This window comes from Bacillus sp. CPT56D-587-MTF, assembly GCF_058792335.1.
In genome coordinates, this window is the sequence record NZ_JBYTEF010000001.1 from 3428992 (window position 1) to 3442561 (window position 13570).

Consider the following 13570-nt stretch of genomic DNA (forward strand, 5'->3'; position numbering starts at 1 on the left):
ACCTCCTATTAATTAAACCCCCAATTACCTAGCAAGCGTCGGTGAGTCGCAATGCCAAGCAATGGTTGTCATAAAGTACATAACATAGAATACTACTTTTCATTTGAAAAAGCAAGTATATTCTTTTCGCTCATAAAATATTCTTGTGCTGTTTTCTTATCTTTTGCGATTTGTTCAACTAACTCATCAATACCGTTGAATTTCTTTTCTGCTCTTATACGCATATGCCACTCTACTGTAACATTTTGATCGTATATATCTTTGTTAAATTCAAATAAGTGCACTTCAATTGATAATTGACGCTCATCTTCTTTAAAAGTCGGTTTATATCCAATATTACATACACCATCGTACCATTCATCGTGAACTTTTAATCTCACTGCATAAACACCTACAGGTGGCAATAAATACTCATCACTTAAACCTACATTAGCTGTCGGGAAACCAATTTGACGCCCACGTTTGTCGCCGTGTATAACTGTTCCCGCTACAGTATAGGCTCTACCTAAAATAGATGGAATTTGCTCCATTTCGCCATTTCGAATTAACTTTCGTAATGCTGTAGAACTTACTTTCTCTTCTTGAAATTCAACTTTTTCAATCACAGTCTGTGTAAACTCCCCTCTTGCATGAAATGGTAAAGTCTCCATCTTTCCTTTTCCTAAACGTCCATATGAATAATCAAACCCTGCTACTACATGCTTTACATTTAAACCAATAATATAATCATCTACAAATTGTTGCGGTAATAACCCTGCAAATGATTCATCAAATTTAATCACATATAATATATCGATTCCTAAGCTTTCGACTATTTTTTCTTTATCACGCATTGGTGTAATATACTCCACATGCGCATCCTTTTTCCCTAAAACAACAGATGGATGAGGATGAAATGTCATAACTGCACTTTTATATCCTCGTTCGTCCGCTATTTTTTTCGCAGTTCGAATTACACATTGATGTCCTAAATGAATGCCATCAAAAAATCCTAATGCCATTACAGTAGGTGGTAATTCTAATTTATTTTGTTCATGTGGATGAGTTAAATGAATAAGTTTCACGCTTGAATTCACCTTTTTCTGTAATAATCCTTCCAATAATTCATTATAGCTTTAGTTCTTGATTATTCACAAGTACTTTCATCGGCTTTAACATGCCAGGATGTTTCGGATGATGTTCATAAATTGCTAAGCAACGATCATTTTTATCAAACACTGTAATAAATGGTGCTGTTATTTCTAATTCATTCTTTAAGAACATACCATTCTTTATTTTCTCTGCTTGCTTTTCATCTACAACCATTTTTGGAAACTTACTTAATGCTTCATCAATTGAAATGAAGATAGACTCTACTGTTCCATTTTGCACGTTTTCTTCAATTTCTTCAAATGATATGCAATCTTCTAATAAAAATTCACCAGATGCCGTTCTTACAAGGTGAGACATATGTGATGGGAAACCAAGTTTCTCCCCGATCATTACAGCTAACGTTCTTACATATGTTCCTTTACTACACGTTACACGGAAACGGAATGAAATATTTTCTCCTTCAAAAACTTCACGATCATCAAGTAATACGAATTCATGAATTGTAATCGTACGAACTGGACGTTCCACCTCTTGTCCTGCTCTTGCATATTCATATAATTTTTTCCCGTTTACTTTTACAGCCGAGAACATTGGTGGCATTTGTTCAATCGTGCCTGTTAATTCCGCAAGGACTTTCTCTACTTCCATACGAGTAATAGTACGATCTACATTTTTCGTTTCAACAACCTCACCAGAAGCGTCTTCAGTTGTCGTTGAAAACCCTAATGTTACTTCACCTTCATATGTTTTCGTTTCACTTGTTAAAAATTGTGCAATTTTCGTTGCTCTTCCAACGCAAATTGGTAATACTCCTGTTACATCTGGATCTAATGTTCCCGTATGACCAATTCTCTTTTCTCGCAATATCTTTCTTAATTTAAATACACAATCATGTGATGTCATGCCTTTTGGCTTATGTAATAATACTACACCTTCCATATATGTTCACCTCATCATAATTCTTTCGTATTAAATATCCAAAACTTATTTTGCATTGAAAAAATGGATAGACAAATGTCTATCCATTATTCTTCACGTTTACCGTCTTTATTAATTTCATGTAAAAGTGTATCAATTCGATGACCATATCCGATAGACTCATCAAACTCAAAGGTAATTTCCGGTGTTTTACGAAGACGAATACGTTGGCCAATTTCTGAACGAATAAAGCCTTTTGCCTTCGCTAAACCTTTTAAAGTATTTTCTTTCTGTTCTTCGTCACCTAAAACAGAAATATATACTTTAGCAATTTGTAAATCACCACTCACTTGTACATCTGTTACTGTAACAAATCCAATACGTGGGTCTTTAATTTTACGACTGATAATATCGCCTAATTCTTTTTTCATTTGCTCGCCCACACGGTTCGCACGTAATTTCATAACTCTTCACCTCATTCAATACCATTCCAAATGTGTTATTGTACGTTCAATTTCAGGAAATGAATCGATGTACTCAAGTACACGATTCATTTCTTTTTCACAGATAACACGATTTGAGGATACGGAAACAATTGCAATTTCTGTACGTTGCCATACATCTTGGTGCCCAACTTCAGAAACAGCTACATTATAGCGCTGTTTCACACGAGTTAACACACGTTGTAAAATTGCACGTTTCTCTTTTAAAGAATGCACATCGTAAATCATACACTCGAATGAGAGTGAAGCGATAATCATCGCTTCACTTCTTCCATAATGTACGCTTCAATGATGTCCCCTTCTTTAAGATCATTATATCTCTCAATTGTAATACCACACTCATAGTTTTGTGCAACTTCTTTTACGTCGTCTTTGAAACGTTTTAACGTATCAAGTTGTCCTTCGAAAATTACTACGCCGTCACGGATAATACGTACGCCACTATCACGCGTAATTTTACCGTCTGTTACATAACAACCTGCGATTGTTCCAACTTTTGTTACTTTAAACGTTTGACGAACTTCTGCTTGACCGATTACTTTTTCTTCGAATTCTGGATCAAGCATACCTTGCATCGCTGCTTCAATCTCTTCGATTACTTTATAAATAATACGGTGTAAACGAATATCAACGTTCTCTAATTCAGCTGTACGCTTCGCGTTCACATCTGGACGTACGTTAAATCCAATTACAATTGCATTAGATGCAGAAGCTAAAATGATATCAGATTCTGTAATCGCACCTACACCAGTGTGAATGATTTTAACTTTTACGCCTTCAACATCAATTTTACGAAGTGATGCTGCCATCGCTTCAACAGAACCTTGTACGTCTGCTTTTACGATTAAGTTAATTTCTTTTACATCACCCTCTTGGATTTGTTGGAATAAATCTTCAAGGCTTAATTTAGATTTCTCACCACGTTGTGCAACTAACGCTTCTTGTGCACGTGATTCACCAATTTGACGAGCTTTCTTCTCATCAGCGAATGCCATGAAACGATCTCCAGCCTGTGGTACTTCGTTTAAACCAGTAATTTCAACAGGAGTTGATGGACCAGCAACTTTTACACGACGACCAATATCACTTACCATTGCACGAACACGTCCGAATGAAGTTCCAACAACGATTGGATCTCCAACTCGAAGCGTACCGTTTTGAACAAGTAATGTCGCGATAGTTCCTTTACCTTTATCAAGCTGTGCTTCGATTACTGTACCAGTTGCATAGCGGTTTGGATTTGCTTTGTATTCTTCTACTTCACTTACAAGAAGGATCATTTCTAGTAAGTTGTCAATGCCTTCGCCTTGAATTGCAGAAATTGGTACGAAAATAGTATCTCCGCCCCAAGCTTCTGGAACTAATTCATATTCTGTTAGTTCTTGCATTACGCGATCAGGGTTTGCAGCTGGTTTATCCATTTTATTCACAGCAACAATAATTGGTACTCCTGCTGCCTTCGCATGGTTAATTGCTTCAACCGTTTGTGGCATAACACCGTCATCCGCTGCAACAACAAGGATTGTAATATCCGTTACTTGTGCACCACGAGCACGCATCGTTGTAAATGCTGCGTGACCAGGTGTATCTAAGAATGTAATCTTCTTATCGTTTACTTCAACTTGATATGCACCGATATGCTGAGTAATTCCACCCGCTTCGCCTGCAGTTACTTTTGAGTTACGAATAGAATCCAGTAATGTTGTTTTACCGTGGTCAACGTGTCCCATGATTGTAACTACAGCTGGACGTTCTTTTAAGTTCTCTTCATCATCTTGCTCATCAATGAATGTTTCAAACTCAGTCTCGCTCACAATTACTTCTTCTTCTACTTCAATACCGTAGTCGTTAGCAATTAACTCAATTGTATCTTTATCCAAGTCTTGGTTAATTGTTGCCATAATTCCAAGCATGAAGAGCTTCTTAATAATTTCAGATGGCTCTTTGCTTAATTTTTTAGCAAAATCTCCTACTGTAAGGCTTCCAGAGAAAGTAATTTTATCTGGTGTTTCTACAATTTGAGTTTGTTGTCTACCAGCAAAGTTCTCTTGACGTTTGTCTTCGTTTCCTTTGCCTTTTTTCTTTTTCTTATTGCTGTTCTTTTTACTGCGAACAACTTTTTCTTCTACTTCAAACTCATCTGCAACAGAAGGTTTTTCAGTTTGATATTCATTATCTAATTTATTTACTACTTCATCGTCTAACATTGTCATATGATTCGAAACCTCGATATTCATTTCTTTTAGTTTTGTCATAAGATCTTTACTTGAGATATTATGTTTTTTTGCATATTCATGCACTCGAATTTTACTCATACCTTCACCCCCGGTAATTTGTATCGAGCATGCTACGCAGCTTTTTCGCAAAGCCTTCATCTAACACAGCTACAACGACTCGCTCATCTCTCCCAATCGCATGCCCTAATTGTTGTCGATTTTCGACCTTTCTCATTGGTACGTTGTAGTACGTAGTTTTATCTGTGATGCGTTTTGTAGTATTTACTGACGCATCTTCAGATAGCAATACAAGTTTTGCTTTGCCACTTCGTACTTCTTTTAAAACGAGTTCTTCACCCGAAATAATTTTCCGAGCCCGGTTTGCTAGTCCTAAAAACGATTTCCAATCGGACACTTATTTCGACTCCTTCTCAACAAGCTCAAGAAGCTCTTCATATAAAGAACCGTCGATTTTCGCTTTTAGATGATGTTCCAAAACATTTTTCTTTTGAGCTTGAAGAATGCTCTCCTTGTCCTTCGACAAGTAAGCACCTCGTCCTGATTTTTTCCCAGTTAAATCAATGGACACTTCTCCCTCTTTGGAACGAACAATGCGAACGAGCTCTCGTTTTGATTTCATTTCTTGCGTTGCAACACATTTTCGTAACGGAACTTTTCGATTGCTCATACTCATCACCTCTATTCGATTTCGTCTTCCACTGAATCAAATCCAAATGCGATTACGCTATCTTCTTCTGTTACAATACCAAGTTGTTTCGCATCAGACTCACTCTTAATGTCAATTTTCCAGCCTGTTAATTTAGCTGCAAGACGTGCATTTTGTCCACGCTTACCGATAGCTAATGATAGCTGGTGGTCTGGAACAACTACTGTTGTCGCTTTTTCTTCTTCATCTACAAGTACTTTAACAACTTGTGATGGGCTTAATGCATTTGCAACATATTCAACTGGATCATTTGACCAGCGAACGATGTCAATTTTTTCACCTTTTAATTCGTCTACAATGCGTTGTACACGTTGCCCTTTTGGTCCTACACAAGAACCAACTGGATCAACATCAGTGTTCTCTGCATATACAGAGATCTTAGAGCGATCGCCAGCTTCACGTGCTACAGAACGAATTTCTACAGTTCCATCATAGATTTCAGGAACTTCCATTTCGAATAAACGTTTTAAAAGACCAGGATGTGTACGTGATACGTAAATTTGTGGTCCTTTTGTCGTTTTTTCTACTTTCGTAATGAATACGCGAATACGATCATGTGGCTTGTATTGCTCATTAGGCATTTGCTCACTTACAGGTAATAAAGCTTCTACTTTTCCTAAGCTTACATAGATGAAACGAGCATCTTGACGTTGTACAATACCTACCATAATATCTTCTTCACGATCACTAAACTCAGAGTAAATAACACCGCGCTCTGCTTCACGCACTCGTTGTGTTACAACTTGTTTTGCAGTTTGTGCTGCAATACGACCAAAGTCTTTTGGTGTTACTTCAATTTCTAGTACGTCACCATCTTGGTAGTTTGGATTAATTTGTCTTGCTTCCTCTACAGAAATTTCAAGACGTGGATCAAACACATTGTCTACTACGTCTTTACGTGCTAAAACTTGAATTGTTCCCACTTCTGGGTTAAAGCTCACACGAACGTTTTGTGCTTGATTAAAATTGCGCTTATAAGCAGAGATTAAAGCTGCTTCAATCGCATCAATAATAATGTCTTTGCTAATGCCTTTTTCAGATTCTAATACGAGCAAAGCATCTAATAACTCAGTGCTCATGAAGATCCCCCTTCTAACTAAAACGTAACAGCAAGTCGCGCATTTGCGACTTTATCCATCGAAATTTGGATTTCTTTTTTACGTGTTTTAATTGTTAATAATAATGTTATTGTTGTACCATCGTAAGAAAGCAGTTTTCCTTCAAACATCTTTTCACCATCAATCGGCTCATATGTTTTAATTGCCACTTGTTTTCCTACCGCTTGCTGGAAGTCTTTTTCTTTCTTTAATGGGCGTTCCGCTCCAGGAGATGATACATCCAAAAAGTAAAGATGAGGAATTGGATCCTCTTTATCTAAAGCTTCGCTTAAACGTTCACTTACCGCACCGCATTCTTCAATGTCGACTCCCTTTTCAGAATCGATGAATACGCGTAAGAACCAGTCTTGTCCTTCTTTCACATACTCTACATCTACAAGTTCAAGATTTAACTCTTCAACGATCGGCTGCGCAAATGCTTCTACAACTTCTGTGACTTTCTTATCCATAAACAGCCTCCTTCCTGCCGTCATGTACCATTTAAAAGAAGAAGACCCCGCCAATTTAAAAACGGTCTATCTTATTCTTTCTCGTTAGCTAACAAAAGCCCCTGCTGTTCAGCAGGGATTATCTGTCTTAGTATTACCAAATTTAAGAAGTAAAACTTGTAACAAAATATGTATATACGACAGAAATCTTTTACCTATCTACGTAGATAAAACATAGATAGTAACACGAAAGAGTGGGTTTCCCCACTCTTTTCTTTACACAATATACATGACATGGTTATCTCGGTTAATAGTATATCATAGGAAATGTTGATTTGCAAAGACTTTTCCTACCTACTAGAACAGTGATAACTGGTTTTGATCTGGTAAGTCTCCTAAACAACCTTGGCTATCTAAATACTCAATAATTGTTTTCGAAACCTTACTTCGCTGTTGCAAGTCTTCTTTTGATAAGAAGTCTCCATTTTTACGTGCTTCTACAATACTTAAAGCTGCGTTTGTGCCAAGACCAGGTACTGCATTAAATGGAGGGATTAATGTATCTCCATCAATAATAAATTCTGTTGCATGTGAGCGGTATAAATCCACCTTTTGGAATGAGTATCCACGCTCACACATTTCAAGTGTCATTTCTAGTACCGTTAATAAACTCTTCTCTTTCGGCGCAGCATCGAGTCCCTTTTGAGCAATTTCATCAATTCTTGCACGTATAGATGCTGAACCTTTCGCCATTGCCTCTACATCAAAATCATCTGCACGAACTGTAAAATATGCGGCATAGAATAACAGTGCAAAATGTACTTTAAAGTATGCGATACGTACAGCCATAAGTACGTAAGCAGCCGCATGGGCTTTAGGGAACATGTATTTAATCTTCTTACATGAATCAATATACCAACCTGGTACATTATTATTTTTCATGTCTTCTTCCCATTCTTCCGGTACACCTTTACCTTTACGAACCGACTCCATGATTTTGAAGGCTAATGATGGATCTAGACCTTGATAGATTAAATATACCATGATGTCATCACGACAACCGATAACTTCGCTCAGCGTACATGTACCGTTATAAATTAACTCGTTTGCATTACCAAGCCATACGTCGGTACCATGTGATAGTCCAGAAATTTGGACTAACTCTGAGAATGTCGTCGGTTTTGTCTCTTCTAACATCTGTCTTACGAATTTTGTACCAAACTCTGGTATACCAAGTGTACCTGTTTTACAGTTAATTTGTTCTTCCGTTACCCCTAACGATTCTGGACCAGAGAAAATTTTCATTACTTCTGGATCATCCGTTGGGATTGTTTTCGGATCAATACCACTTAAATCTTGTAACATACGAATAACGGTCGGATCATCGTGTCCTAGTATATCAAGTTTCAATAAATTATCATGAATCGAGTGGAAATCAAAATGCGTTGTTCTCCATTCAGCACCAATTGAATCAGCTGGATACTGTATTGGTGAGAAATCAAAGATATCCATGTAATCTGGCACAACGATAATACCGCCTGGATGCTGTCCTGTTGTACGTTTTACACCGGTACACCCCGCTACTAAGCGATCAATCTCTGCATTTCGAATCGTTAAGTTATGATCATTTGCATAACCTTTTACATATCCGTAAGCAGTTTTTTCCGCAACTGTACCAATCGTTCCTGCACGATATACATAGTCTTCACCGAACAGTACTTTCGTATAGTTATGGGCACGTGGTTGGTATTCCCCGGAGAAGTTCAAATCGATATCGGGTACCTTATCTCCTTTAAATCCAAGGAATGTTTCGAACGGAATGTCATGTCCATCTTTTACATATGGAATATTACAAGCAGGACATTCTTTATCTGGTAAGTCAAAACCAGAGCCTACAGAACCATCATTAAAGAATTCTGATTGCTTACACTTCGGACATACATAGTGTGGTGGTAATGGGTTTACTTCTGTAATTTCCATCATCGTTGCAACAAATGATGATCCTACCGATCCACGCGAACCTACTAGATATCCGTCTACTAACGATTTTTTCACAAGCTTATGTGAAATTAAATAAATTACGGCGAATCCATGCCCAATAATACTTTTTAATTCTTTTTCTAAACGTGCTTCTACAATTTCCGGTAGCTCTTCACCATAAATGCTACGCGCCATTTTATAACTCATATCACGCGTTTCATCATCAGCACCTTCAATTTTCGGTGTGTATAGATCGTCTTTTACTGGATGCACATCACCAATTAATGACGCAATCTTTTGTGTATTTGTTACAACAACTTCTTTCGCTTTATCTTCACCTAAGAATGAAAAACATTCTAACATTTCATCAGTTGTACGGAAATGTACTGGCGGTAATGAATGTCGATTTAACGGATTGGCTCCGCCCTGCGAACTGACTAAAATTTTACGATACATTGCATCCTCAGGGTCTAAATAATGCACGTTTCCTGTAGCAACAACTGGTTTATCTAACGTCTCACCTAGTTTTACTAAGTTAGAAATAATTGTTTTTAATTGACCTTCGTCTCGAACAAGTTCACGTTCTACTAAATGACGCAACACCTCTGGAGGCATTACTTCAATGTAATCATAGAACTGGGCAATTTCTTCTACCTCTTCAGGTGCCTTTTGCATCATTGCCTCGAAAACTTCACCTTTATCACAAGCCGTTCCTACTAAAATTCCTTCACGGTATTTTTTTAATAGTGACCTCGGCACACGTGGTACACGGTAAAAGTAATTAAGGTGAGAATATGAAACAAGTTTATATAAATTTTTCAATCCAACATCTGATGTGGCAAGTAACGTCATATGACTTGGACGGCCACGCTTATACGCATCCCCTTGTCCCATGCTATCATTTAATTGATCGTGATATTCAAATCCCTTTTCAATTACGTCTTTCAACATTTTCACAAGTAAATATCCCGTCGCTTCTGTATCATAAATCGCACGGTGGTGTTGTGTTAATTCAATATCAAGTTTTTTACACATCGTATTTAATCGATGATTTTTCATTTCTGGGAATAAGAATCGTGCAAGTTCTAACGTATCAATAACGGGGTTATTCGTTTTTTCTAGTCCAGCCTTTTTAAAACCTACGTTAATAAAGCCCATATCAAAGCTCGCGTTATGGGCAACAAGTGTATGGTCGCCCATCCATTCCTCAAACTTTTTAAACACTTCGTCCACTTCAGGTGCATCAGTTAACATATCATCTGTAATACCTGTTAATTCAATGATCGTCGCCGATAATGGTTGATGCGGATTTGCAAAAGATTCAAAGCGGTCAATAATTTCGCCACCCTTTACTTTTACAGCAGCCAACTCAATAACTGTATCGTATACAGCTGATAAACCTGTCGTCTCAACGTCGAAAACAACATACGTTTCCTCTGCAAGTAAACGATGCGCTTCGTTATATGCTATCGGTACACCATCATTAACTAAATTTGCTTCTACACCATATATAACTTTAACTCCAGCCTTCTTCCCCGCAGAATACGCCTCTGGGAAAGACTGAGCCACGGCATGGTCTGTAACCGCAATAGCCTCATGTCCCCATTTACCAGCTTGAGCAACAAGCTTAGAAACTGGAGTGACAGCGTCCATTTGACTCATCGGAGTATGGAGATGCAGCTCTACTCGTTTTTCGCCTTCTGGTGCTTTATCTTTACGAGACGGTCCTGTGATTTCATTAATATCATTTGCAATCATTACTAAATCTCGAACGAATGTATCGTTTTGAACAGAACCACGCGCTTTCACCCACATTCCTTTTTTCAAGGATTGCAGCATTGGAATATCTTCTTTGTCACGCGAGAACATTTTGATCATAATAGAATCCGTATAATCCGTTATTTTTAAAGTTAATAACGTACGTCCACTACGAAGCTCTTTTGTTTCTACATGGAAGACATATCCTTGAACCGTTTTTCTTCTTTCTTCATCTTGAATTTCTCGCATCGGTGTAATCTCTTCATCTGGCTTAATAAGATACCCGAGTGTAATCGGTCCTTCATACACAACGCTGCTTTCTTCAGCTTGCTTCTTCGCCATTTCTTCCATAGCTTGTATAACACGCTCGCGGTCTTCTTGCTGCGTTTGTTCACGAAACTTTTGCATTTCTTCTGTATTTTGCTGTATATGTGTGTCTAACTGAAAACGCGGGAATCCAAAAACTTCGTATTGATCCCCTACTGGTTTCGCAACGTTTTTCTTTAAAGCAGTAGACTCCAACTCGTTATTCACATTTATTAGCAACTTCACTCCATTCACCTGTGGAAGCTGCTTCTTTAAGTATGCGAACATAGGTGAAAATGTAATTCGTTCCGTACAAAGCGGCCAATACGCCCTCACTTCTTCTTCTGTAAATTGTTTATTCTCTGTTTCTAATGCAAATGTTGTTCTTGCAATATGAGAAAATGATTGCTTAAGCTTTGTTTCTAGCAATTCATATAATTCTGTAGGCAAAATACGTGGCACTTGTAAATCAAAATGCCAACTTTTATTCGCTTTATCAATAACGAGCCTTTCAATACCACCGCCTTGTAAATATTGATTTATAAGGTCGTCTGGTATTTGCAACTGCTGGAGCAAAATTTGAAATCGCTCTTGTTGTTCATTTGTTAAAGACATAAGCACTCTCCTTCCATTTGCTATTATAAATTGAAACGTACCACAAAGAAAGATTTCTCACCTCTTCTTTTACAAAATACGTTTACAAAGAAAGAGAAGGTACCCCATTACGAGGTACCTCTTCTTATTTTAAAATATTTGCAATATATGTTTGAAGTTCTTCTACTTTTACTTCTTCAGACTCACCTGTAGCACGTACTTTCACTTCTACAATACCTTCGTCTGCTTTTTTACCAACTGTAACACGAACTGGAAGACCGAATAAATCTGCATCTGCAAATTTAACACCTGCACGTTCTGCACGATCGTCTAATAACACTTCATAGCCTTGTTCTTGTAATGAGTTGTAGATATTTTCACCCATTTCACGTTGTGCATCCGATTTCATATTTACTGGAATTACATGCACATGGAACGGTGCTACAGCTTTTGGCCAAACTAAGCCGTTCTCATCGTTAAACTGCTCTGCAATTGCTGCCACTGTACGAGATACCCCGATACCGTAACAACCCATAATAAGTGGTTGTGTTTTTCCGTTTTCATCCAGGAATGTTGCGTTCATTGCTTCACTATAACGAGTTCCTAATTTGAATACATGACCAACTTCAATTCCGCGTGCAAAAAGAATTGTTCCGTTTCCATCTGGAGATTGGTCTCCTTCTTGGATGAAGCGTAAATCTGTATATTGACTTACTTTAAAGTCACGTTCTGGATTTACATTTACATAATGGAATCCTTCTTCATTCGCTCCTGAACATCCGTTAACAATTGATGCTACAGCATGATCAGCAATAATTTCGATATCACCTGTTACATTAATCGGTCCTAATGAACCAACTTCACAATTTAATAATGCTTTTACTTCTTCATGAGAAGCAAGCTCAACAACTGAAGCGCCGTATACATTTTTCACTTTCACATCGTTTACTTCGTGATCACCACGAACAAGTACCACTACTAATTTCTCATCTACTTTAAACACCATAGACTTAATGCACTTGTCAGCTGCAATGTTTAAGAATGCGGATACTTCTTCAATTGCTTTTTGGTCTGGTGTTGCTACTTTTTCAAGTGCTTTTTCTGCTTCGTCACTCTTCGTATACGTAGCTACAACAGGAGCCATTTCGATGTTTGCTGCATAATCAGATGTGTCAGAGTATGCAATTGTATCTTCACCAACATCAGATAATACCATAAATTCATGTGTATCTTTTCCGCCCATTGCTCCAGAATCAGCAATAACTGCACGGAAATTCAAGCCACAGCGAGCAAAAATGTTAGAGTATGCTTTATATAAACGATCGTATACTTCATCTAAGCTCTCTTGTGTAGCATGGAAAGAGTATGCATCTTTCATTAGAAACTCTCTTCCACGTAATAAGCCGAAACGAGGTCTTTGCTCATCACGGAATTTTGTTTGAATTTGGTATAATGTTAACGGTAATTTTTTATATGATTTCACTTCATCACGCACAAGATCCGTAATTACTTCCTCATGTGTCGCTCCTAATGCGAATTCACGAGCATTACGATCTTTCATACGCATTAATTCAGATCCGTAAGAATACCAACGACCTGATTCTTGCCATAATTCCGCAGCTTGCATAGCTGGCATTAATAATTCTACAGCTCCTGCGCGCTCCATTTCTTCTCGAACGATACGTTCTACTTTGTGTAATACTTTTAATCCAAATGGTAGAAAGCTATAAATACCAGAAGCATTTTGACGCATAAAACCTGCACGAAGTAATAGCTGATGACTCTTAATTTCAGCATCAGCTGGAACTTCACGTAATGTAGGACTGAATACCATACTTTGTTTCATTTATTTGCACCTCTTCATTTTACTCTTACACGCAGTAAAACCCCTCACCTCGAGTTAGGTGAGGGATTTTATTCTACGAGCTCT

The 13570-nt window shown here is 37.7% G+C and carries 11 protein-coding genes; all 11 read right to left on the reverse strand.

Annotation, left to right across the window (positions count from 1 at the left end; genetic code table 11):
* Nucleotides 1-92: 92 nt before the first annotated feature.
* Entirely contained in the window at nt 93-1064 is a 972-nt protein-coding gene (gene ribF / locus AC3WVZ_RS17575; RefSeq protein WP_000766706.1) for a bifunctional riboflavin kinase/FAD synthetase, read from the reverse strand.
* Nucleotides 1065-1107: 43 nt separating this feature from the next.
* Nucleotides 1108-2031: a tRNA pseudouridine(55) synthase TruB gene (gene truB, locus AC3WVZ_RS17580; protein WP_000399352.1), complete on the reverse strand. Its 924-nt coding sequence runs from the start codon at nt 2029-2031 to the stop codon at nt 1108-1110.
* Nucleotides 2032-2117: 86 nt separating this feature from the next.
* Nucleotides 2118-2474, reverse strand: a complete 357-nt coding sequence (rbfA, locus tag AC3WVZ_RS17585; RefSeq protein WP_000776437.1) for a 30S ribosome-binding factor RbfA — start codon at nt 2472-2474, stop codon at nt 2118-2120.
* Between the two features lie 15 nt (nt 2475-2489).
* Nucleotides 2490-2771 (reverse strand): DUF503 domain-containing protein, encoded by a 282-nt coding sequence (locus tag AC3WVZ_RS17590; protein WP_000582363.1) that lies wholly within the window; start codon nt 2769-2771, stop codon nt 2490-2492.
* Nucleotides 2768-4828, reverse strand: coding sequence for a translation initiation factor IF-2 (infB, locus tag AC3WVZ_RS17595; RefSeq protein WP_233935216.1), 2061 nt, complete (start codon nt 4826-4828; stop codon nt 2768-2770). The genes AC3WVZ_RS17590 and infB overlap by 4 nt, the downstream gene beginning before the upstream one ends.
* A 4-nt stretch (nt 4829-4832) precedes the next feature.
* Nucleotides 4833-5144, reverse strand: coding sequence for a YlxQ family RNA-binding protein (locus AC3WVZ_RS17600; RefSeq protein WP_001286523.1), 312 nt, complete (start codon nt 5142-5144; stop codon nt 4833-4835).
* Nucleotides 5145-5417, reverse strand: a complete 273-nt coding sequence (gene rnpM, locus AC3WVZ_RS17605) for an RNase P modulator RnpM (RefSeq protein ID WP_000071127.1) — start codon at nt 5415-5417, stop codon at nt 5145-5147.
* A gap of 11 nt (nt 5418-5428) precedes the next feature.
* A complete protein-coding gene (nusA, locus tag AC3WVZ_RS17610; RefSeq protein WP_000102604.1) occupies nt 5429-6535 on the reverse strand; it encodes a transcription termination factor NusA in 1107 nt (368 codons plus the stop codon).
* Nucleotides 6536-6552: 17 nt separating this feature from the next.
* Nucleotides 6553-7023 (reverse strand): ribosome maturation factor RimP, encoded by a 471-nt coding sequence (gene rimP, locus AC3WVZ_RS17615; protein WP_000359096.1) that lies wholly within the window; start codon nt 7021-7023, stop codon nt 6553-6555.
* A 336-nt stretch (nt 7024-7359) separates the two neighbouring features.
* Nucleotides 7360-11661 (reverse strand): PolC-type DNA polymerase III, encoded by a 4302-nt coding sequence (locus AC3WVZ_RS17620; RefSeq protein WP_000060005.1) that lies wholly within the window; start codon nt 11659-11661, stop codon nt 7360-7362.
* A gap of 124 nt (nt 11662-11785) precedes the next feature.
* Nucleotides 11786-13486, reverse strand: a complete 1701-nt coding sequence (locus AC3WVZ_RS17625) for a proline--tRNA ligase (RefSeq protein ID WP_000814299.1) — start codon at nt 13484-13486, stop codon at nt 11786-11788.
* Nucleotides 13487-13570: the final 84 nt, after the last annotated feature.

What these genes read in the sequence shown, in the direction of transcription:
- infB (WP_233935216.1), bottom strand. Translation starts at nt 4,828, where the DNA reads ATGAGTAAAATTCGAGTGCATGAATATGCAAAAAAACATAATATCTCA.
- rbfA (WP_000776437.1), bottom strand. Translation starts at nt 2,474, where the DNA reads ATGAAATTACGTGCGAACCGTGTGGGCGAGCAAATGAAAAAAGAATTA.
- truB (WP_000399352.1), bottom strand. Translation starts at nt 2,031, where the DNA reads ATGGAAGGTGTAGTATTATTACATAAGCCAAAAGGCATGACATCACAT.
- AC3WVZ_RS17625 (WP_000814299.1), bottom strand. Translation starts at nt 13,486, where the DNA reads ATGAAACAAAGTATGGTATTCAGTCCTACATTACGTGAAGTTCCAGCT.
- rnpM (WP_000071127.1), bottom strand. Translation starts at nt 5,417, where the DNA reads ATGAGCAATCGAAAAGTTCCGTTACGAAAATGTGTTGCAACGCAAGAA.
- AC3WVZ_RS17590 (WP_000582363.1), bottom strand. Translation starts at nt 2,771, where the DNA reads ATGATTATCGCTTCACTCTCATTCGAGTGTATGATTTACGATGTGCAT.
- nusA (WP_000102604.1), bottom strand. Translation starts at nt 6,535, where the DNA reads ATGAGCACTGAGTTATTAGATGCTTTGCTCGTATTAGAATCTGAAAAA.
- rimP (WP_000359096.1), bottom strand. Translation starts at nt 7,023, where the DNA reads ATGGATAAGAAAGTCACAGAAGTTGTAGAAGCATTTGCGCAGCCGATC.
- AC3WVZ_RS17620 (WP_000060005.1), bottom strand. Translation starts at nt 11,661, where the DNA reads ATGTCTTTAACAAATGAACAACAAGAGCGATTTCAAATTTTGCTCCAG.